This window comes from Methanolobus sp. ZRKC5, from assembly GCF_038446525.1.
Taxonomy (GTDB): domain Archaea; phylum Halobacteriota; class Methanosarcinia; order Methanosarcinales; family Methanosarcinaceae; genus Methanolobus.
Genome location: NZ_CP151792.1, coordinates 1705717 through 1729572, shown reverse-complemented (window position 1 = coordinate 1729572; position 23856 = coordinate 1705717). Strand labels below are relative to the sequence as shown.

The window sequence follows — 23856 nt, the reverse complement described above, 5'->3', positions numbered from 1 at the left end:
GCCTGCATCCCACCTTAATTATAGGTGTACGGTAACCATGTACCGTATCACTACTATATATATTTTATGTTTAATACGATATTGGTATAAAAGAAAAATGCCGTAAGCCCCATTAATAATGGAACTTATCAGGCAATACCAAATAATTGATTTACTTCAACTGTCCTCTGAATTTGTCACAGCAGTTGATGTCAATTCCAAGAAGTTTCTCGATGTTCATCTTTGCTGCGATTCCTTTTGGAGCACCTGCAACTGAAGTGATTACACCAATACCAAGTTCTTCTCTCAGTTCTCTCATTACATATTCGTCACTGAGATCATCTGTAGTAACGTCCAGCTTCTTGGCAACGAAGTCCTTTGCTTCTCCAATTCTCATGCTCTTTGAAAGCTGCATCCTTGCAACAAGGTCACCAGCAGCTCTGATTCCGCTCATTCCGGAAGTCATTATGTGGGAGATCGGCATACCCATCGGGTCGCCGACCCCTATCTATATTCCATCCACGCCGGCGACTTCGACCATCGCCTTGCTTGCTCTTGAAACAGCATCAATTGTTGGGGTCTCGAACATTGGGATACTGCCTACACCCATTCCCATGTTCACATGACAGGGGATAGGGGAAGCTTTAACAGCTGACTTAATGAAGGTAACAGCTCTTCCAAGGTTCCATGCAGATGATTTGCTGGTGTTTGTGTTAACAACAGGTCCGAATACGTTTGCACCGGCCTTTGCTGCAAGTGGTGCCTGCTGGTGTGGCCACAGACCTGCGAGTACAGTACCGTCATATTCCATCTCACCGTGAAGACCGAGCAAAAGTTCTCCAGCCATACCTGCTTCGATATAGATACCAGGGAATTGCTTTCTCAATGCTTCTATTGCATGGAGGGAGGCAAACATGTCACCGTCTCCTGCAGCACCGATAGTATCGAAGTTAACACCATCTGCACCGGATGCCATGAGTTTCTGCATGATCCATACAGTGTCTCTTGTAAGGTGTTCAGCTGAATGTTCCATGGATTCCTGTGCTTCCTTGATCTTGAAAGCTTTCATAAGGTCACCTGGGTTCTCGAAAGGACCGTCAGGTGTGTAGTACAATCCCATGTTTGGCATTGCACCGTAAAGAAGAGGAACTACCATGTTCTGCTGGCAAACTTCCATTGTCTGCATTTCCTGTGAGATTACAGGTTTTACAGGTTTGTAACTGTAGTCGATGTGACCTAATTCCATTGTGTCAGCACCGAATGCTCTCTCGTGCATCATTGCACCAACGAGTCTGCTGGATGGAATACCTACACCACTGTTACCCTGGTCACCGTCAATTCTGATGGTTCCGATATCGTGGGTCACTGGGACTTCCATACCTTGTTCGACACCAACCATTCTGGAAGGCATTGTGATGATATCTACGAGCTTGTCGATCTCATCTTCACTAAGGTTAGGGATCTCACCAAGGTCTGCAGCATCTGCCATACCTGCTTTAAGGTCAGCAATGATCTGCTCCTTTGTCATGAAAATACGCTTTCCGTCTCCCATTCTAAGTTTATATTCTGTTGCCATAAAAATCACCTCATTTAAAGCAGGAGTTCCTTAGCTTTTATAACAGCTTCACTGGCATTCTCTGCATAGCAGTCTGCACCGATCTTTTCAGCCCATGCTTCTGTTGCTGGAGCACCGCCGACCATTACCTTGATACCATCTCTAAGACCATTCTCCTTGAGCATCTCAATGACTTCTTTCTGGGCACCGAGAGTGGTTGTCATAAGCGCAGACATTCCTACCATGTTTGCGTTGGTTTCTTTGATCTTGTCAATGAAATTCTGAAGAGGAACATCTCTGCCGATATCGTGGACTTCAAAACCTGCTGATTGAAGCATGGTTGAGACAATGGACTTGCCAATGTCATGGACGTCGCCTTCGACAGTACCGTTTACTATAACACCGAGCTTCTTGCTTGCAGCATCTGCTGGCATATCTGCTTCAAGGAGAGCGACACCTGCTTCCATTGCGCCTGCAGCCATCATTACATGAGGAAGGAATAACTTACCTCTCTCAAAACGGATACCAACTTCATTCATTCCTGCTGCAAGACCTTTCTCGATGATCTCGGGAGCTGAAATACCTTCACTTCTTGCTTTCTCTACAGCTGCTGTTACAACATCATTCTTGCATGTGATAACTGCATCTGATAATTCTTTGAACATTTCTTCTTTGCTCATTTGTACACCTCATTAATTTTTGATAATTTAAACAATTTTGATATTATGCTTTGCTTGTAGGGAATGTAACCCGTAGCAAAATAAGATACATAATGGATAGATATATATGTTCCCTTTGAGAAGGGTATTTAAACATTACCCTTATGCGTCCTCTATATCTAGTATTTATATTTTTCCATTATATTTTCTTATTGAAGCTTCGGACACAGATGACTAAATAAAGACTAAAAGGCACAGAGCAATTGCAAGATCACTAATCCACAAATAGGATAATGACTTGCACATCTCTGTGCCTTATGGACTACTCAACTAATTTGTCGATACTCTTTTTAGACCCCCTTAGAACTGTGAAACAAAAGTTCTTGCCTGCCAGAGTGCAACTACTGCTACGACAAGGATGACAACCATCCACAGAACATCAGCTGCTGGCAAAGGTGAGCTCACCCAGTAAGCATTGTAAGCATCCATTGCGGCTTGTGTTTGTACCATTTTAAATCCTCCATCAGACATACATCAAACAGGCATCTGCAGACCTTACTTTTCCAAAGTCGGTAATTACATATTTGTGAAGAAGGAAACCTTTCTTGTAGATACCATCTTCATCGACCTTGACCTCAACATCTTTCAGCATTCCACCTGATGCAAGTTCTATAATATCGAAATTGATAGAATCTCTCTGGAAATTTCCTTTGAGATTGTACTCTTTCTGGATCTGCTGAACGATCTCGTAATTCCATTTACCGTCACCATTGTGACATAGCTCAAGAATACGGAATTTAATTGGACGATTGGTTGCCATTTTAATCACCTCTCAATGATTCCATTTCACCAGTGTCTTCAGAGAACATTATAGTACTACCAGCAAGACACAGGGCACCTCCAAGCAGGATAGTCCATCCAGGAACATCTCCGAAGAAGAGGAATATGAATATAACAGCGAACAGACCGTAGAGGTTTCCAATACCCTGACCTCTTCCTACACCGATCAGTGGGAAAGACTTGTACCAGGTAACGTAACAGAAACCAAATGTAATACCTGCGAATATCAGTACGAGAAGTGTCATTGGTTCGAATGCAAGAAGTGCATACTTGAACATTGGGAATCCTGCGATAGCAAGCAGAGGAACAGCAATGATCCACCAAATGATATTTTCACCAACGAATCTCAGTGTAAGACCAACGTCAGGTTCTGCGATATCAAGACCCTTACCTGCGATAGCACCTTCAATACCCCAGCCTGCAGCTGCCATAAGTCCACCAAGGTAACCGATCCATGCAACATTACCACTACCAAGTTCTGAAAGCACACCTCCACCAAATATGGTGAAACCACCGAGAATGATGAAACCAATACCAAGGAAAGCACGCTTGGAAATCTTTTCGCCATACCATTTAGAAGCAAGTATAGAACCTACTACAGGATACATAAGTGCTGCAACTGCTGCGAAAGCACCACCGACAAAGCCCATAGCAATAAATGATCCCAGTATAGCCATAGGACCACCGAAAATAGATGCAAGGAAGAACCACTTAGAACAAGGATGGAATTCTTTCAAGGTCCTCTTCATTTCTCCGAACTTACCAAGAGCACCATTCCAAACCAAAAGGGCTAGCATAACAGTTAACGCATTGAATGCAGTGATGAGTACGGCCACTATTACCAGTGCTATTCCGTCACCGCTTGTAGCGGCTATTTCACCATACATTTCATCAAAAGGATTAAGCACCCATATTACAGTACCAGGGATATACCACAGACCCCAAAGAACCGCACAAAACAAAGCCCACATGTAACCGAATTTTACTCGGCGCTTATGCTCCTGCGTTTTTAATAATTTCAAATCCACTTTACTACCTCCAACTTTTTAAACCTTCATAAATATGATCTGCCAATAGATGACAGTCCTATGTCTTTCCGGAAAAACCGGAATTGGGAAGGGGATACGCAAAAAAGATGATACAGCACCAGTCCTCCAACCGATAAATAATCATCTTCTTCCGGGGTGCATTAAAAACGGGAAATAAAGGATATTCCCAAAGCACCCATAAAAGAAAGATAAAACTTCTGAACATTGTATTGTAGCCGAAGGATGTACTAAAAGGTACATCCTCACAACTAACTATACTGATTTCAGAAGAGTGCGTTCATTTTTGCTACTACATCAGTTGCATTCTCTCCGTAGAGATCTGCACCGATTTTGGTTGCCCAGTCCTGTGTAACAGGAGCACCGCCAACCATTGTCTTAAGAGAGTCACGAATGCCTGCTTCCTTAAGCTGTTCTTCTATCTGTATCTGGCTGACCATTGTGGTGGTCATCAGAGCTGAAGAAGCTACTACATCTGCACCGATTTCTTTTGCTTTCTCTACGTAGTTTTTGATAGCGACATCTCTTCCAAGGTCAGTGACCTGGAATCCTGCGATCTTGAGCATTGTTGCGACGATATCTTTTCCGATTGAGTGGATATCTCCCTCAATTGTACCGATTACGACCTTTCCCTTGCTTGCAGTTTCTGAACCAAGTCTTTCAAGTTCAGGGGTAAGGATAGCTACACCTGCGCTCATTGCTTCAGATGCTGCTATTACGTGAGGAAGGAAAAGTGTTCCTGCTTCGAACTGGTCTCCTACTTCGTTCATTGCAGCGGTGAATCCATTATTGATAAGATCAGCAGGATCCATTCCTGCATCCAAAGATTCCTGTGCGACTGCTACACATGCATCATTGTCAAAATCTAAAATCGCTGCTTTTGCTTTTGCGATAATCTCTTCATTAGTTGCCATTTTTTGTACCTCCGTTCAATTACATGCTGGCTCTAAATGCCTTGTCAGCTTTCTCTACAACTGCCTGCATGTCCTTGAGCAAGTCAGCATCTATTGCTTCTACTTCGTGGTTCTTCATGATGTCAACGACTTTTTCATGAGCAACCGTTGCAATTTCTTTTGCACCTGCCATTTCCCAGTCACCGAACATCAATCTGTCAATGAGCATTGGGTTGGATGGAAGGTCAATGTTCTTCCTTGTAGACTTGTGTGCAAGGAAGTTGTTTCCTATACCTACCTCGGCAATGGATTCAACTGCAAGTGTTTCGTCGGATACAGGGATTCCCTGCATTGCCTTCTTAGCCATTGTGATCATGTCATTATCAAGAACAAGCTGTTCAAGTGAGAATGTCATACCGAGTTCAAGCATACCTGCTCCGTAAAGGGTGTTTGCACCAGCCAATGCGGGGAAAAGTGTAGTCATTGTTTTCTCATGGCCAGCCTGGCCATCAGGTATCTTGGCATCAGCCTACGAGCCTGCTACAAATGTAGGAAGACCATAATACTGACCGAGTTTTGCGACAGCTGCACTGATAAGACCGAGTTCAGGTGAACCTACCGGAGCAGTACCTTTCTTCAGATCGAATGTTGTGGTGGAACTACCGTACCATACTGGTGCACCTGGCTTGACAAGCTGTGCGAGTACAATACCGGAAAGAACCTCAGCGTTGTGTGTTACAAGTGTACCTGCAAGGTGAACTGGAGATGATCCGCCAGCCATTGCCATACTAAGTACGTTAACAGGTGTACCGAACCTTGCGCCCTTTATGATAACCTGACATGCATTGTCACCGAGCTCAAGTGGGCTTGTAGGACAGAGCAGTGTTGAGAATATAGGCTTCTTACGTGCTTCCTCATCATCTCCACCGAAGTATGCGGTAGCGATTTCCTGATAGTATTCCACATTTTCGCCTACAGGATCGATGTGGTGGAAGTGCTTTGTTGTGTTCATCAATGGTGTCAGTGTCTCGTGGACATCCTGTGCACCCTTACCTGCCCAGTCCCTTGCGGAAACTGCGAGTGAGAAGTAGTTGATGTTCTCTGCCCAGTCACAGATCTTTGCTGTGTCTGCGAGATCCTGGTCTGTTGAGTCAACAGTTGAATATTTACCAGGTGCCTGATAGTTGCACATCTTAACACCGGTACCGAAACAGGTCCAGTGTACTTTTCCTTTGTGTTCCTGCTTGACGTTGTTCTTCTTGTCACGTCCCCAGAGGACGAACTTGGAAGGACAGTCACGCAATGCCCTGTTAACTACAAATTCAGGGATCTTGACAACCTGTGTTTTCTCATCGACTAAACAGCCACCTTCTTTGAAGAAAGCTCTTGCCTCAGCATCAGATACCTGAATACCGGTGTCCATGAAAACATCCATTGTAGCGTAGTGAAGAGCCCTGAGATCATCCTCAGAGAAAAGCTCCAGACTAACACCATCTAATGGGCTTCTACCTGGGTAATATTGTTTTACCATTTTCTTAACCTCCAAATATAATTCAATTTCAAGACATCTTAAAGATAATCTTGGATAAGTGAACATGCATTGTAGCAATATGTTCCTGCTAAAGTGTAGAATGAAGTAGTATATAAACGTTGCTTATGGAACTAGTATATATATTTTGGCATTTGCTGCAAATCAGCCATAAGATATAAAGATATCCCACCCCACACAAGGATAAAATAAACATTAAAACGAGATTGAAATCGTTTTTGCTAAATTGTATTTAAAAAATATTACTAAGTACACCCCCAATGACCGTCCTGTAGTATATAAATTTTACGAGTAGTTAGTTGAGAACAATATAATATAATGATTCCTATAAAATTGTGATTAGCATACAAATAAACAACATATACAAGAATTAGGGTTTTTGATGACAACTTTAGGAAATAAAATTTAATAATCGTACATAAATCCTGTTAATTTGTATTATGAACACATATACATTAAATTATGTATGCCATCGATTGATGGTGTTTTTTGAGTTCACAGTGTTAAAAATCAACCAATAAATATATGTAGCTTGTTTTTGCAACAATTCAACAAACAAATAATACAATAAAAAAGGAGTTTACAAAAAATGAATTATAGCCTTGGCATAGATGCGGGAGGAACGTACACAGATGCAGTCCTCCTAAGAGATGATGATGAAACCATACTTCAATCCAGCAAAGCATTGACAACCTATCCTAATCCACTGGAAGGAATAAAACAATCTATTGACGGATTAGACCCCATACGCCTCCAAGATGTGAAAGTTGTGTCTGTTTCAACTACGCTTTCCACAAACAGTATACTTGAAGGTACCGGCTCCCCTGTTGCCATGATACTTATTGGAAATTATGATATCAAACAAGAACTTCCAACAAAACATTTTTTACAGGTTAGCGGAGGTCATGACCATAATGGTATTGAAACCGATGATCTGGACATCGAATCTATCAAAGACTTTACATTAAAGGTCAAGGACAAGGTTTCAGCTTTTGCAATATCTTCATACTTTAGTGTGAGGAACCATGATCATGAACTGAAAGCAAAAGAAATGATAATAGAACTTACAGGCCGTCCTGTAGTCTGCAGCTATGAGCTCTCCCAAGATCTCGGAGCTTTTGAAAGAGCTGTAACAGCATTCCTGAATGCACAATTGATACCTGTAACTGAGAGATTCATGACAACCGTTGAAGCGGAAATAAAGTCAAGGGGAATTGATGCAAAGATATTCATGCTTAAGTGTGACGGATCTGTCATTGGTATCCAAAGTGCCCTCAAAAAACCAATTGAATCCATTTTTTCAGGACCTGCCGGAAGTCTTGTAGGGGCTTCATTCCTTGCAAAAAGAGAAACATGTGCCGTCATAGATGTAGGAGGCACCAGCACAGACATTTCAGTGATACACAATGGAGTTCCTGATATGAGCGATTCTGGTGCTGTTGTTGGCGGATGGAAAACCAGGGTCAAAGCCATACGTATGGAAACATCAGCAATGGGAGGAGATAGCCACGTATGGGTAAAAGGTAAAGATATCAACATCGGTCCCAGAAGGGTCATCCCTCTGTGCAGAGCTGCTGTGCTCTACCCGGATTTCCTTGAACAACTCAAAACAAATCCCATCCCTTCAAAGATACGCATGGGCATCAATTATCAGCCGACAAAATTCTACCTGAGAACAGATTATGAGGAACTGGAGGCCAGCGAAGAGGAAAAAGAAATACTTAACGCCATAAAAAAGAATCCTACATCGACCACGGAGATATTCAACCGGATAAAAAAATACCCTTCCAGCGCCATATTGGATAGCCTCATACAAAAAAGACTATTGCAGCCTATAGGTTTCACACTCACTGATGCACTACATGTACTTGGCGAGTACACGGAAAGAAATGTCGAAGCCGCAAATACAGGTGCTGATCTGCTTTCTTCAATTGTAGATATGGACAGATATGAATTTGCCAGACATATCAAAAAAGAGTTTGCAAAAAACATGGCATGTGACCTCATATCGTTCTTCCTTGAAGGAGTGGAGAAAAAAGAAATAAGGAAGATATTTGATATCCAATCACCCGCAAAGTTCAAAGTAGATGTTCCTGTTGTATTAATTGGAGGGCCTGTAGCTGCTTTTGTAGAAGACATACAAGAAATACTGGATGCAGAAATCATCCTTCCTGAATATTCCAGTGTAGGAAACGCTGCCGGCGCACTAGCTGCAAAAGGTATCAGAAGATTTGAAGTGCTTATTAGACCTGCTTCAATGGCAGCTCCTGACTGGGAATTCCTTGTGTTCTCTGAACATGGAAAAGATAATTTCTATGAATACCAGGAGGCTCTTGACTTTGCAGTTACCATGGGGGAGAACACAGTTCTCAACTACATGAAAGATGCCGGGCTTGATTCTAATCACATAAAAATAGATGTTAAAAAAGAGGAAATCATTCCATTGGGATGGAAAACACCAATGGAAACAAAGCTTGTAGTGCTTGGAGTTGGTAACAGGAACACCGAACAGGATTGTTGTTAAGAACCTAGCTCCTTTGTAATGGAAGAAATGGCTATGAGGACATCCTGTCCTCCCCAATCACTAATTTTAAACTTTGACTTGACTGGAACAAGGATTCCTTCCTTACTCACCAGAGGAATCTCACAAGTGGATGATTTACCTGACATTATCTCATCAAGATTTGAGAGAACATCATCCTCCCAGTCTTCAGGATAAAGCATTAGGAAATCTTTCATTTCAAGGTCTTTTTCAGAATAGTTCAGGTTTCTGATCAAAGCTTCATTTACATGAAGGATACTCCCCTCGATATCCATAATAAATACAATCTCATCAAGGGCGTCAAGCAGGGAATTTAGATTGTTTTTACTTTTCTGGGAACCTGAATCCATTTTTATTCTGGATATTATGATGCCTACCTGATTTGCAACTGTTTCTATAAGATTCCTTGAATTTGCCGGTATCTCAAGTTCTGTATGCGAACCAAGAACAATAGCTGCAACCATTTTATCATTAAATTTGACAGGTATGAACGCCATTGCCTGCAACCCTTCAGAATCATGGTCCTCGCCATGCACCATCGTGTTGATCTCAGCGAAATATTTGTATACCGGATAACCTGTGGTGAAAAGACGTGCTATTAGTGTGTTCGAACCAAAATGAGATAATGAAGCCACGAATTTTTCTGAAAGATTCTGATGAGCAACTGCATTAAAATCACCAGTTATCTGGTCGATCATGTAGATGATACCGGAATCTATTGCTTTGGCCTCAAGTGTAAAATCAAGCAGCTTCTCAAATGTTTCCTCAAGACCTGCAGTCTCCCCCAGAACATTGTCAAGGTCACACTCAATACGCATGAAATTATTAGCATGCTTGCGTTCAGTTATATCGACAATAATACCCTGCAGGTAATCTACCATACCGTTCTCATCATAATGAAGCAGGGTTCTTTCATCGATCCATCTTATTTCATCTGATTTTGTCAGTATCCTGTATTCCTGGCTGAAATCCGAAAAACCTTCCCTTGAAGCTCTTTCTACTTCATCTCGTACTCTTTGCAGGTCAGAGGGGTGAATAATATCACCATAAATGATCTTGCCTGAAATAAAATCTGAAACAGTGTAGCCAAACTGCTCAATGTTCTCAGAAACAAATTCCACAGGCCAGTCTTGCTCAGGCTTCCAAAGAAATACTATTGCAGGACTTGAACTCATGATGGATTCAAGCATCCGACGCATCCTGAGTGCTTCAGAAAGAACATCTTTTGTTTTCTTGTACTGCACAAGTTTCCACATACCTTCCATTAGGAGGGTTAACTGGAGGGCATCGGATTCATTATAATCCAATACTTTGTTCGCCACCCCGGCAACTGCAACTACCTGGTCATTTTCAAATACAGGAATCGTTATGTGTCGCAATATTTCATCATTTGTTCCAGGATATATATCATCAACACGTTCAGAATCATAATCCTTATTGACAATAACAGCTTTGCGTTCACGTATAGCTTCACCCCAAAAACCTGTAGATTTTACAGGATGCATAAAAGGTTCTTCACCAAAATAATCATTAAGATCGCTAGGCCACTGATATGTTTCAAGCATATTCTTTTCTTCATTCAAAAATTCAAGATAACCTATTTTGCTATTGGTAAGCTCTGCAGCATTCTGGATGGCATACTCAGCAATCTCGTGCAACGGGGAATCCTGCATCTGATATAATTTCAGGAGAGCTTCAAGACGCATCTCATTCAGATGGATAGTTTCCTGGGCTTTCTTTCTGGATGCAACGTCTTCCATTATTCCGATGCCCCCCATCAAAGATCCGTCATCATCCATCACAGGAGAAAAACTTGCCTTGATCATCATTGTTTTCCCACTTATGCTGGAAACATACTCACCTTCATAATAACCAGGATTTCCCAGGAAAACAACATCAATAGCACTCCTTAATTTTTCATCATTTAACGATGAAAGAACATTGAAACCAATTATCTTCTCCGCAGGTGCACCAATAACATCCGAACAGCTCTTATTACAGTGGGTAATAAGGCCATTTTCGTCAAAATAGAGGAGACCCACAGGAGACCTTTCAATTATTATCTGATATTTTTGTCCGGTTTCCAGCAGTTCTCTCTCAGTTTTCTCAAGCTCGGTATTATCAATAAGTATACCCTGGAAATGAGTGATATTGCCTTTTATATCCCTGTTTATAAATGACCTCTCGGTCACCCAGCGCACTTCACCTGATTTTGTCAGTATGCGATAATTAAGAGAAAAATAAGAGGTATTCTTTTTCTCAGAATGTTTCTTCACCTCTAGAAGGATTCTGTCAATATCATCAGGATGGACAATATCACCGTAAACCAACTTCCCTGTGGTAAAGTCTTCAGGTGTATACCCTAACCGGGTAATGTTTGCGGATATAGATTCAACAGGCCATTTACCTTCTGCATTCCACAGAAAAGATATAACCGGGCTACTATTGTAAACAGCTTCCAGTTTTTTGTCAACAGGATCAAGAGCAGACGACGTTGCCCCATGCATTTTATTTTTACCCGAATCTTTAACAACTGAAATATCAATCACTTCCTAAATAAAATCAATTGATTTAAATAACTTTTTTAATGGAATGAAACTCATAATCTCGTGAAACTTGCCTAATGTTAGCCATTATTTAAGTTTTATCATGGGAGTCTTGTGCTGCCATATAGTAATAACGGTGAGTGTTTTAATCAATGTTACATAAAAGTTGTGATTTAAGACAAAAAATGCAATCATTCACTAAAAAAAGGCATATAATGCTTATTTTCAAATGAAAGTTCATGCACCTACTCACAAAATATATATATGCATACTGTTTTAGTTTCAATCCTGAACAAAGTCACACCCAATTTATCATGTTGTTTTTTATGCATATATATCTTTCTTCTTAATTTTAAAAACAATGTGCCAGAGGAGCATAAGCATAAACAATATCAGAAGATGTATTCATGTCATGCATAAGTTGCTATACAGATTCAGCTTAATGCAAAAATATAAATAGGAGATATGCTATAATAGGAAATGGAGATTAAACAAGTTGCCTTGATTTAAATTGGGTCTATATCCTGGCAGATGATCTCTGTAGAAATTCTACCTCTTTCAATTGCTCCTTTGTTTTACCTCCACTAAAACAGAAAGGAGCAAATATTTCTACAAACCAATCCGTTTTTTGAGGGTTATAAATGACTTTATCAAAAACAACATATATTGAAATTTTTAGTTTTATGGGTACCCTACCCTTAAAGACCACATCTACTGTTTTCAAGAATAATATCCTAAATGCTGAAAGTTCCCTGGAGGACTTCTGATGCATTACAGTCTTGGAATAGATGCCGGAGGCACCTACACTGATGTTGCGATAATCAGGGATTCCGATGGGAGCATAGTAAAATCCAACAAATCTCTTACAACTTATCCCGACCTGTTAATAGGTATCAGGAACACTTTGGATCAACTGGACCCACACTATCTTGAAAACGTTCACTATGTATCAGTATCAACTACTCTGGCAACTAACAGCGTTCTGGAGAAGACTGGTTATCCAGTAGGACTAATCCTTGTTAATGATGCAGACATTCCAAACAGAGCAAAGATAGAAAATTTTGTTCTTGTAAAAGGAGGGCATAACAGTGCAGGAAATGAAGTATGCCCCCTTGACCTGGATTCTGCACGAAACTTTGTTCTCAGCATCAAAAACAAAGTCTCTGCTTTTGCAATCTCATCATATTTCAGCGTACGCAATCCTGAACATGAATTGAAGATCAAGAAACTAATAACCGAACTTACAGGCCTTCCGGTAGTTTGCGGACATGAATTGTCACAGGACCTTGGAGCATACGAAAGAGGTATCACAGCCTATTTGAATGCGCAATTGATCCCCATAGCCAGTCAGTTCATGGAATCAGTCACTTCTGAGATTAAAAGAAGAAATATAGACGCAAAAATAATGATGCTCAAATGTGATGGATCTGTGGTAGCTATCAATGAAGCTTTGAAAAAACCGATCGAATCAGTGTTTTCGGGGCCTGCAGCAAGTCTTGTGGGAGCAGCATATCTTTCAGGAAATGAAGATTGCGCCGTCATAGATGTAGGAGGAACAAGTACAGACGTTTCACTGATATATCGTGGAATACCACAACTTAGCGAAGCAGGTGCTGTTGTCGGGGGCTGGCAGACAAAAGTCAAAGCAATACGTATGGAAACATCTGCAATGGGTGGAGACAGTCATGTGTGGGTGAGGAACCATGTCATCAGTATTGGCCCAAGAAGGGTTATACCACTCTGCTTAGCTGCTGTGGAATATCCTGAGATCGTTGAAAAGCTCAAACAAAACCAGGTAATCTTACGTAACCAGATCGGTGAGAACCTGCAGCCTACTAAGTTCTTCATCAGGTCAGGACTTGAAGCTTCAGATATCAGTTCTGCAGAAAAAGAGCTACTATCAAGGATTGGAGATAGGCCACTGACTGTCAGTGAAATATACTGGAATGAGAACAGGCTTCCAAATCCAGGAACACTTGACCTGTTGATACAAAAGAGGCTTATCAAAACCATTGGATTTACTCCCACCGACGCCCTGCATGTTCTTCAAGAATATACGCAGTGGAACAAAGATGCATCTTTACTTGGAGCAAGTATACTGGCTACACTTGCCGGAATTGATGAGGACGAGCTTTGTCTGCAAATAAAAGAGGATGTAGCCAGGAACATGGCATTGAATCTAATTTCTTTTCTACTTGAGGGCATCAGTAAAGAAGAGATCGAAAAAGTCCTTATGGGTAAATTCTTTGCAAGATTTAAGGTAGAACTGCCTGTTGTTCTGCTTGGGGGGCCTGTCGGTGCCTATTCAAAAGAGCTTGCCAGATTCATAGATGCACAGATAATTGTACCAGATAATTGTAGTGTTGGAAATGCTGTCGGTGCGGTTGCAGGAAAAGGCTCCAAAAAACTTGAAGTGCTGATAAAAGCAAATTACACAGAGTCAAAATATAATCTGAAAACATCATCTTTTGTGGTTTTTTTCCCTGGAGGAAGGGAAGAGGTCTCATCATACCACGAAGCTCTGGAATTTGGAGAAGAGATGGGAACCAAACTCATCATGAAGTATATGATCAATTCAGGAATGGACAACGATGGAGTAAACATTGATATGCATCGAAATGATATTATTACACACGAAGGAGGACTTCCTGTGGAAACAAGACTCGCTTTTTCGGGTACAGGTCAGGCAAGGAAGAATAGGGCAACAATGGAGGTAGATTAAATGCAATATAGTCTGGGAATCGATGCCGGTGGAACTTACACTGATGCAGTGATAATCAGGAATGAGGACAGAACAGTTATCGACTCGAACAAGGCACTCACAACCTATCCTGATCTGCTGACCGGTATAGAGAATGCAATGGACGGACTGAACAGCAAATACCTGAATGACATTAAACTTGTATCAGTATCCACAACTCTTGCCACCAATACAATACTTGAGAAAACAGGGTATCCTGTAGCTCTTATCCTTATAGGAAAACACACCCTGCCTGCAAATATGCCTATCACTGACTATGTTGTAGTGAATGGAGGACACAATGTAGTAGGAACCGAAGACGAAGTGCTTGATATTGAAGCTGTCAAAGAATATGCCCTGAAAATGAAAGACAGAGTGTCCGCATTTGCTATTTCCTCATATTTCAGTATTCGAAACCCTGACCATGAACTAAAAGTAAAGAAACTAATAACCGAACTTACAGGCCTTCCGGTAGTCTGCGGTCATGAACTGTCGCAGGATCTTGGAGCCTATGAAAGGGGTGTTACTGCATACCTTAATGCTCAACTTCTCCCCATAGCGGACCAATTCATAAATGCTATTATTACCGATATTGAAAAAAGAGGAATCGATGCAAAATTAATGATGCTCAAATGTGACGGCTCGGTCATCGGAATCCATGAAGCCATGGAAAGACCAATAGAATCAATATTTTCTGGACCTGCTGCCAGCCTGATGGGAGCATCCTTCCTCTCTAAAAACGATACATGTGCTGTTATTGATGTAGGCGGGACAAGCACCGATGTTTCGCTAAATCACAACGGTCTACCCGAACTTGTTGATACAGGAGCCGTGGTAGGTGGATGGCACACAAAAGTCAAAGCCATACGTATGGAAACTTCCGCAATGGGTGGAGATAGCCATATATGGATAAAGAACCGCAATATCAATATCGGACCTCGCAGGGTGATACCACTCTGCCTTGCTGCTGTAAAATATCCCGGGTTCATGGAACAACTCAAATCAGGCAGAACACCTTCAAGGGTTCCTCTTGCAGAGAATATCCAGCCCACAAAATTCTTTGTAAGAACAGGAAAAGAAGCACCAAACCTTAGTGAATTTGAAAAAAAGCTTCTTGGAACAATAGGGACGGAACCTGTTTCAATTAATGATATCTTCTGGAATATGAAAACTCCGATATCTGCAGACCAGATAGATGCATTGATACAAAAAAGGCTTGTCCAGGCCATCGGATTTACCCCTACAGATGTACTGCATGTGCTTGGAGAGTACACAATATGGAGCCGGGAAGCCTCACTTACAGGTGCAAAGATACTTGCAAGGCTTACAACCATGGACGAAAATGAGCTTTGCATCCACATCAAAAAAGAAGTGGCCATCAACATGGCACTGGACCTTATGAGTTTCATGTTCAAAGGTGTTGAAAAATCAGAGATAGAAAAAATAATCCGCGGCGAGTTCTTCTCGCAATTCAAAGTGAATGTACCGGTGGTCTTACTTGGAGGACCTGTGCATGCCTATGTGGAAGAACTTAACAAGCTGATAGATGCAACTATTATAGTTCCCGAACATGCAGATGTGGGAAATGCAGTGGGAGCACTTGTTGGAAAAGGTGTCAAGACCGTAGAGATACTTATCAAGTCATTCTACCAGAAAACGAAGAGGACTATTCTGGTGTTCTCTCCAATGGAAAGAAAGGAGTTCTCACTTTACTCAGAAGCTATCGAATACGCTACGGAGCGTGGGAATAAGCTAATACTTGATTATATGGAAAACTCGGGTATCAAAGCAGAAGATGTAAGTATCGAAATCAAGAGAGAAGACATCACAATGATGGAAAAAGGCGGAGCTCCTGTTGAAACAAAACTCATGTTCCTTGGAACAGGAATTCCACAAGCGGAAAAATGAAAAAGGCATCAGCCTTCATTTTTCCTTTACTATATAATTTGCGTTTAACTGGATGATAAAATGTTATTAAGCGGCAACAAGCAACAATTATCATATTTTGCATATACCATTGTACGTAAAATATAAATAGTATTAATTCACACTTAGAAGTGGATACAAAACTCCAATCATCATGGAAATCAGATCAGGTTGATCGAATGGACTCTAAATCCGTTCAGTCGGGTTAAATTCCCGGGGTTTCCGCCAATCTGTGTTTCATTATGTGCAAAGTCACATAATGACGAAATCTTTTTTGTTTTCTTTTAATGTCTTATCTCAGATTTTAATTGGATTTACTAAACCTTACACCCTTTTAGTGTACATGATATTCCATTGAACTTTCTCATATTCAGTTCTCCACAGAAAAAATGAGTGACAGGAAAAATAAAAACATTCTCCGGGAAAAGCTACAATTCATCAGAAGGATTCAGCCCGGAGAAATAAACGGCTTTTTTGTATCATTCCTCCAATTGGAAAAATGTCTTGAATATCTCGATGGAATCCAGGAAGTCCTTTTTGCCCATCAGCTCCCTGGTTGAATGCATTGCCAACATCGGCAATCCCGCATCCACCACGTGAACAGGTATATATTTGCTGAGCAATGGACCCAAGGTCGTTCCTCCCGGTTGATCCGAATGATTTACAAATTTTTGATATTTCACACCGGCCTTGTCACACAGTTGCTGAAAAGCTGCAATAGTTTCAACTTCCGATGCATAGGAACGATTGCCACTAATCTTGATGGTCATCCCTTTGTTCATTACAGGCTTGTTGGTAATATCATTCATTTCACCGTAATTGGGATGCAATCCATGAGCGCCATCAGCTGAGATCACAAAGGTGTCCATCAATTGACGGGTGAACTGCTGTTCCGTTTTCGCCGTTGATATATGGATTCTTTCCAAAATAGTTCTCAGCATCAAGGAGTCAGCACCTTGTTTGGTCATGGAACCTATCTCTTCATTGTCCATGAATGCCACCATATTGATTCCATTTTTATGCTTTGATCCTACAAGAGCTTCCATAGCAGCATACACCATGGACAGATCATCGATTCTCGGACAAGAGATGAATTCCTCTCTGACTCCCACCAACATACCTTCTTCACTGCAATAGATACTCAGGTCCATGTCCAGAATATTCTCACGATCGACTCCAACTTCCTCCGCGACCAGATCCAACAGATAATTGTCCTTGATCTCATCTTCGATCAACTGGGTTAAGAGAGGTTGCATTTCTTTTTGCACTTTAATTTCCACACCTTTATTGACCTCGCGGTTCATGTGGATGGCCAGATTAGGAATGGTAAGTATCGGTTTTTGAAAATCCAGATGAATGACTTTAGGCTTCAACACCTCATCGGACTTCACCGCTATCCTTCCGGCGATAGATAAAGGACGGTCAAACCATGTATTCAGAATAGGTCCGCCGTAGCGTTCCACATTCAATGTCAACATTCCTTCACTGTTCATCTCAGGACTGGGTTTTATCCTGAACCCGGGATTATCCGTATGCGCAACAATCATCTTCACACCTGTTGTCAGATATTGACCGCTTCCAATAGTAAAGCCCAGCAACATGGAAGGATAAGGTGTCAGATAGTATTTCCCTGAAGCATTCAATGTCCACGGCTCATTCATATTCAATTCCAAAAAACCTTCAGCATCCAGACGCTCCCTTATGGCATCTACTGTCTGAACTGCTGTCGTCGCTTTTTTCATAAATCCAAAAAAATCACTGATATAATCCATATTTACCATATTTACCATCTTTCTCATGATGCCCATGCGAATTCATTTTTGCAACGGGCTTTGAACCTAGTTTTCTACATAGCGTTTCATTGTGTGAGATATCACGTAATGACAAGATCTTTTATCTTTTGTTTTTAGCACCATAGTAGATAAGAGATTCTCAGGATACTTAATGTTGTAACTTTATAATAAAAAGAGAAAGAATCCCGGGAAAAGTGATGACTACTCACGTGAATGATTTGACCCGGAGGTAAAAAATTAATATCGATATCAATATTTGTGGCTCTTTGCCATCTCCACCATTGCCTGGAGGTTCTCGGTTGGAGTCTTGCTCACAATACCGCATCCAGGAGCCAGCAGACCAATTCCTGCATCCAGAACCTTCTGTGACTCTTCCTTGATCTCCTCAGGTGTCCTGTTCCAGAGCATGTTAACAGGATCGAGGTTACCAACGATGACAGCATTTTTCACATTTCCGACAGCTGTTGCAGCATCTACGTTCTGGTCAACACTTATACCATCCACACCACATGTTTCCATGACTCCAAGACCCTGGGTTGTGTCACCACATACGTGCAGTACTGTTGGAACATTAAGCTCACGCATAGCATCACAGACCTTCTTGTGGAAAGGTACCACGAACTTCTCGTAGAACTCGTTACCGATAAGCTGTGGACTTGCAGTTGGGTCAATGATGACCATTGTGTCTGCACCGCTCTCTACCATCTTCTTTGCATACGCAACACTGAACTCAGTTGTGAATTCCATGAGCGCAAGACCAAATTCTTCCTTTGTCATAATAGCCATGAACCACTCGTCACCATTGATGTGCTGAGCAAGGGAGAAAGGACCGATCATACTACCCATAATAGGGAGTTCGTCTCCATATTTGTCTGCAAGGATCTTGATAGCATCACATACGACATTAATCCTGCCGTTGTCAAGTGTGTAGCCTTTGAGCTTTTCGATGTCTTCCATACTACTTACAACGTGACCAATCACGGATGGCTGCTGTACCTCTGTACCATCTTTGATCTCACAGCCAAAGAACTCAGCTTCTGCGGTGATATCGAAAGGCACGCGTACAGCTTCAAAGCCTACTACGGTGTGACCTGCTTCGGCAAGTGTTGCCATCTTTTGAGCGTCATAGTTTGCTTCAGGCCAGGCAGCGCCACAGGCTTCCATCTGATCTACTGTTCCGGTCTGGGTTACGGATACTGCGGGCATCCTGTCAACTGGCTGACCGGTCAATGCACGTGCTAATCTTTCTTTTGGTGTATATTCTACCATTGTATTAAACTCCTAAAAATAAAATTAAAAATAAAAAAGGGGAGCCAGCGGTGATAAATCACTGGCTACTAGGGAAGTGATAAACTAATTTATCACGTGGATCTTGGACTTAGAATACAAGTCCAAGCTCTTCGAGCTTTTTACGTGCGCCGTCGTAGACTTTGACATACTCATCGGTTGGTGTTACGGTTGCAACATCGTAACATTCCTGGAATGTCTTGCCACCTGGTGCAGTTGCATAGTCGTTCTCGTAGAGTTTTACAAGATTGTCGAGAATCTTGTTGACCTCTCCAATATCCATGCCTGAAGTTGCTCTTGCGACTTCTCCCATCATCCTTGCTTCCATACCCGTGGTCTTGTCCTGGACAACACCCTTTGCAGATGCAACACCGGAGAGGATCTCACGGCCAGATGCTGTGTCGGTCATAGACTGTGCGGATGCTTCAAGCAGACACATCTCGGTACATGGACCTGCACATGGATAGTACTGGTTACCGGAGAGCATGTCAGTGAATTCTGAGATCGTTGCACATGCCCATCCTGCGATCTGGAGGGTCTCACGAGTGTTTGTGGATCCCCAGCGGATGTGGACCGGACCGTCAAGATGCCAGCTTGCATTGCTCATTACAAATGCATTGATGTGGGTTGCGATGTCGACAATTGTGGTTTCTTCTATGCCACCGGCATATCCACCAAAGATAGGCATCTGTTCATCCATGATAATGTCACTGTTACCCTGATAGTGTGCCATCACACTGATAGCGTCAAGGTCGATCTTAAGCTCATTGAGCTGTGATACTTCGTGACTGTCACTGCAGACCTGGCCACCGGCACAGTCTGAAGCGATATTTCCCTGAGCGGACAGGGAAGTCTCTGGTCCCTATATGCCCATGCCTGGCCTTCCGGCCATTGCAGCTGCAGCCTTGATAAGCCTTGTCTCGGTCTTGGCAGCCAGGATCTCATAAGGACTCTTTGGAATTGTTGGCCTTCCACGAACAGACATAATGACACCATCAACAATAGTGTCGACTTCTTTCTCAAGAGCGTAACTCATGTGAACAGGCATGAAAACGTCTTCAGAAATAGGGGAACCAGTTGGACCACCCTGTATTATTGGCTTTCTCTTGTCACCAACACTTCTTTTTCTGACGTTTACTGCGTCTCTGCCGGTTCCGAGTGTGAATTCCTTCTGGACATTGTTGATAGCGTCCCAGATCTCATCCTCAGTATATTTTACTACACGACTTGTGTCGGTACAGAATATACCACAGTCAAGAAGCATTTCAAAACCTGCTTTGAACAGGTTTTCCATCATGTCCTTGTCGGTTGGGACGAATTCGTTCTTGAAGTCAAGGTTATATTTTTGCTTGAGCTCCATTGACTTCATAGGAATGGTCATAAGGTCCCAGTCGTCTTGGGACATCTTGGTACCTTTCTTTGCACGCTCGTAGAATTCAAAACAATCCATTGATCTTGAAAATGTCATAATATATGCCTCCTTATTTCATTATGTCAAGAGCTACACGAGCTGCATCTGCTGCATTTTCTGCTGTTGCATCTGCTCCGATCTCTGCGATCCAGCCATCTGAAACTGGTGCACCACCGAACATGATCTTTACAGAGTCTCTGAGGCCTTCTTCAGTGAGCATCTCTACTGTGTCCTTCTGACCAAGCATGGATGTTGTCATAAGTGCTGAGCCTACGAGGATGACCTTCTTGCCCTTGTTCTTTGCAACTTCTTCGACAATCTTGTCATTTGGAACATCTACTCCCATATCAAGGATCCTAAAGCCGTTTGCACCAAGCATTGTTGTTACAAGGCGGTGACCGATATCATGAATGTCGCCTTCCTGTACGTAAGTGATAGCAAGACCTACACCTTCATCATCTGCTCCCTTTTCTTCTGCAAGTATAGGAACTAAAATTTCCATTGCAGCATTCATTGCCTTTGCAGACATCATGATCTGTGGAAGGTATACTTCTGCTGCTTCAAATTTATCTCCTATGATCTTCATACCTACTGAAAGACCGCCATTGATGATCTCAACTGCAGTGAGTCCGCCGTCGAGAGCTTCCTGGGTAGCTGCTGCACAGCCGCTGATGTTCTGGGTAACGATTATATCTCTGAGTTTGTCTAACATTTCCTGGTTTGACATATTTTGCCTCCTCCAACGTTTCTTTATTCCTCTTTTTTGAAAGTACAGAGATGAACAAAGAATATAGTCAATAAGAAAAAGCGATATAAATCATAAACTCAGCAAAATACTGCTATTGATTCTGAACTTGTTAAACAGAAAAAACATTAGCTTCAATGAAAACGATTACAACGTTATTGTATTACTTCAAAGCTATTGTAATCTTAACAAGCGCATATTTTAAAGTATAATGCGTCTAACCTATTGTTAACACAATAAAACATTGCGGATAAATGCAATGCCAAATAAATTACAGATTTTACAAAACAAATTGAAAAATATGTCACTGAAATTCAAACTTATTCTGTATATAGTCACAGGTACCTTGCTTGTACTTGCAGCAAGTACTGCAATGACCATTTCTACTGTAACTGATCAGGAAGAAGAACTTGCCTACAAGCAATCTATCGAGATGGCCAGGAACTACGCTAATGACTTCAATGGTGATATGGAAACTAACCGTGCCATTGCGGAAACCATAGCTGTGAGCATGAGTAGCTATGATTCCATGAACAGGGAAGAAGCAAATAATATGCTTTACAATCTTCTGGTAGAACATCCTCAATTACTTGGTACATATGTTGCTTATGAACCAGATGCCTTTGATGGTAATGATATATTATATATGAATTCCCAGGGACATGATTCCACTGGAAGGTTCATTCCTTACTGGAACAAAATAAACGGACCTATAACACTTGATCCCCTTCTGAATTATGAAACACTGGATTACTATCAACTGCCAAAAAAGACAGAGACAGAAATATTAACAGAACCCTATTATTACGAAGGTGTCTTCATTGTGAGTTATGTTTCGCCGATAATGAAAGATAATGAATTCATTGGGATAGGGGGGGTGGATGTTTCCCTGAATTATCTGGATGAAGCAATCAGCGAAGTAAAAGCATTTGATACAGGATATGCTTTCATGACAGGTAATACTGGTATCCTGGTCTCACACCCTACGAATAAAGAGTGGATTGGGAAAAAAACGCTTTATGATTTTGGAAATGAGGACTTTTCAAAAATTGGATATGACATCGGAAAGGGGATGAACGGCCACGTTGAAACTGTTGACCCCATTACCGGGAAAAATGTAGTAATGTTTTACGAGCCAATAAGAACAGGCAATTTTTCATTTGTTCTGGTTATTCCAAAGGATGAGATGTTTGCAGGTGTGAACACCCTTAGTAACAAGCTTTTACAAATATCCTTTGCAGCCGTAATTTTCATGGCCGCTATCTCTTATTTGATAGCATTGTCCTTTACAAGACCCATAAAAAACATAGTTAATGATTTTAAGAATATATCAAAAGATGCAGTCAGGGGAAATCTCGACTCAAGGGCTGAAACAGATGTTGAAAGTGATTTCAAAGAGATTCCTATAGGCCTCAATGAAATCCTGGATGCAGTAATAACACCTATTCGTGATACTGTAAGACTTACAAATGCACTTGCTAAGGGGGAACTTGGTGAAAGATCTCACTTAAATGTCCATGGGGAATTCAGGCAACTTGCAAATACACTGGATAACTTTGCCTTATTACTTGAAACAATAATAAAAGACTCCAACCAGGTGCTTACTAAAATACAACAAAATGATTTTTCGAGAACTGTAAGGGTATATGGAGAAGGTGATTTCCTTATCCTGACAGAGGGAATCGAAAAAACAAGGGCAACTCTATCAGAGATGATAGATGAACGCGGAAAGATAGAGGAAATAAGGAAAAAAGAGATCCATCATCGTATAAAGAATAACCTTCAGGTCATTTCAAGTTTGCTTGACCTTGAATCCGATAAATTCAAAGATGAAGAGGTTATCGAGGCTTTCAAGGAAAGCCAGAACCGTGTGGTATCAATGGCTTTGGTGCATGAGGAACTTTACAGATCGCAGGACATGGAAAGCATAGACTTTTCCGATTATCTTATGAAACTTGTTAATGAGCTGTCATATTCATACGCGGTCAATAAAGAATACATTAAAATTAAAATGAATGTTGACCCCACTTTCCTTGATATGGATACTGCCATTCCCCTTGGTATGATAGTAAATGAACTTGTTTCGAATTCATTCAAGCATGCTTTCAAGCAGGAAAAAGAAAGGGAAATATATGTTAATCTGAGCCTTGAAGACAGAAAGTTGACCTTGATCGTAGGGGACAATGGAACCGGCTTCCCGGAAAACATCAATTTCAAAGAGACAGATTCTCTGGGATTGCAACTGGTCACCACCCTGACATCCCAGATAGATGGCATAATTGAACTTGATCGAAGCAAAGGCACGGAATTCAGGATAATTTTAAAATGATAAAAATTCAGGTGAA

General features: G+C 41.5%; 14 protein-coding genes and 3 pseudogenes. 4 read left to right on the top strand and 13 right to left on the bottom strand.

Translation table 11 applies throughout. The features are described 5' to 3' along the window. Positions 1–151: 151 nt before the first annotated feature. The 7 genes and pseudogenes from mtbB to mttB all read right to left on the bottom strand — a co-directional run bounded on the left by mtbB (position 152) and on the right by mttB (position 6503). Positions 152–1555 (bottom strand): annotated as a pseudogene (gene mtbB / locus WN948_RS08495) ([dimethylamine--corrinoid protein] Co-methyltransferase). A 14-nt stretch (positions 1556–1569) separates the two neighbouring features. Further along, positions 1570–2214, bottom strand: a complete 645-nt coding sequence (gene mtbC / locus WN948_RS08490; protein ID WP_342303786.1) for a dimethylamine corrinoid protein MtbC — start codon at positions 2212–2214, stop codon at positions 1570–1572. Positions 2215–2553: 339 nt separating this feature from the next. Further along, entirely contained in the window at positions 2554–2703 is a 150-nt protein-coding gene (locus WN948_RS08485) for a hypothetical protein (RefSeq protein ID WP_342303785.1), read from the bottom strand. Between the two features lie 13 nt (positions 2704–2716). Further along, positions 2717–3013: a hypothetical protein gene (locus WN948_RS08480; protein WP_342303784.1), complete on the bottom strand. Its 297-nt coding sequence runs from the start codon at positions 3011–3013 to the stop codon at positions 2717–2719. 1 nt (position 3014) lies between these two features. After that, entirely contained in the window at positions 3015–4061 is a 1047-nt protein-coding gene (locus WN948_RS08475; protein WP_342303783.1) for a DMT family transporter, read from the bottom strand. Between the two features lie 284 nt (positions 4062–4345). Next, positions 4346–4993: a B12-binding domain-containing protein gene (locus tag WN948_RS08470; RefSeq protein ID WP_342303782.1), complete on the bottom strand. Its 648-nt coding sequence runs from the start codon at positions 4991–4993 to the stop codon at positions 4346–4348. Positions 4994–5012: 19 nt separating this feature from the next. Further along, positions 5013–6503 (bottom strand): annotated as a pseudogene (gene mttB / locus WN948_RS08465) ([trimethylamine--corrinoid protein] Co-methyltransferase). A 607-nt stretch (positions 6504–7110) separates the two neighbouring features. On the opposite strand from mttB, the gene WN948_RS08460 reads away from it, so the two are divergent. Continuing rightward, positions 7111–9045, top strand: a complete 1935-nt coding sequence (locus WN948_RS08460) for a hydantoinase/oxoprolinase family protein (protein WP_342303781.1) — start codon at positions 7111–7113, stop codon at positions 9043–9045. Here the strand turns inward: WN948_RS08460 and WN948_RS08455 are convergent. Both WN948_RS08455 and WN948_RS08450 read right to left on the bottom strand, forming a co-directional pair. Next, the gene (locus tag WN948_RS08455) at positions 9042–11570 is read right to left on the bottom strand and encodes a PAS domain-containing protein (RefSeq protein WP_342303780.1); all 2529 of its coding nucleotides are present in this window, start codon (positions 11568–11570) and stop codon (positions 9042–9044) included. The two genes, WN948_RS08460 and WN948_RS08455, sit on opposite strands and share 4 nt — an antisense overlap. 556 nt (positions 11571–12126) lie before the next feature. Continuing rightward, the gene (locus tag WN948_RS08450) at positions 12127–12333 is read right to left on the bottom strand and encodes a hypothetical protein (protein ID WP_342303779.1); all 207 of its coding nucleotides are present in this window, start codon (positions 12331–12333) and stop codon (positions 12127–12129) included. A 42-nt stretch (positions 12334–12375) separates the two neighbouring features. Here WN948_RS08450 and WN948_RS08445 point away from each other — a divergent pair, with 42 nt between their 5' ends. Both WN948_RS08445 and WN948_RS08440 read left to right on the top strand, forming a co-directional pair. Continuing rightward, positions 12376–14331 (top strand): hydantoinase/oxoprolinase family protein, encoded by a 1956-nt coding sequence (locus WN948_RS08445; RefSeq protein WP_342303778.1) that lies wholly within the window; start codon positions 12376–12378, stop codon positions 14329–14331. Then, on the top strand, positions 14332–16257 hold the full coding sequence (locus WN948_RS08440) for a hydantoinase/oxoprolinase family protein (RefSeq protein WP_342303777.1): 1926 nt from the start codon (positions 14332–14334) through the stop codon (positions 16255–16257). It begins immediately after the preceding gene. Between the two features lie 497 nt (positions 16258–16754). On the opposite strand, the gene WN948_RS08435 is transcribed toward WN948_RS08440, so the two are convergent. From WN948_RS08435 to WN948_RS08420, 4 genes and pseudogenes are all read right to left on the bottom strand, one after another. After that, a complete protein-coding gene (locus WN948_RS08435) occupies positions 16755–18074 on the bottom strand; it encodes a M18 family aminopeptidase (protein ID WP_342303776.1) in 1320 nt (439 codons plus the stop codon). Between the two features lie 243 nt (positions 18075–18317). Further along, positions 18318–19337 carry a methylcobamide:CoM methyltransferase MtbA gene (gene mtbA, locus WN948_RS08430; RefSeq protein ID WP_342303775.1) on the bottom strand — a complete coding sequence of 340 codons (1020 nt, stop codon included), beginning with the start codon at positions 19335–19337 and terminating at the stop codon, positions 18318–18320. A gap of 109 nt (positions 19338–19446) precedes the next feature. Next, positions 19447–20823, bottom strand: a pseudogene (locus WN948_RS08425) (monomethylamine:corrinoid methyltransferase). 13 nt (positions 20824–20836) lie between these two features. Next, positions 20837–21493, bottom strand: a complete 657-nt coding sequence (locus WN948_RS08420; RefSeq protein ID WP_342303774.1) for a methyltransferase cognate corrinoid protein — start codon at positions 21491–21493, stop codon at positions 20837–20839. A 319-nt stretch (positions 21494–21812) separates the two neighbouring features. Here WN948_RS08420 and WN948_RS08415 point away from each other — a divergent pair, with 319 nt between their 5' ends. Further along, positions 21813–23840, top strand: a complete 2028-nt coding sequence (locus tag WN948_RS08415; RefSeq protein ID WP_342303773.1) for a histidine kinase dimerization/phosphoacceptor domain -containing protein — start codon at positions 21813–21815, stop codon at positions 23838–23840. Positions 23841–23856 lie beyond the last annotated feature (16 nt).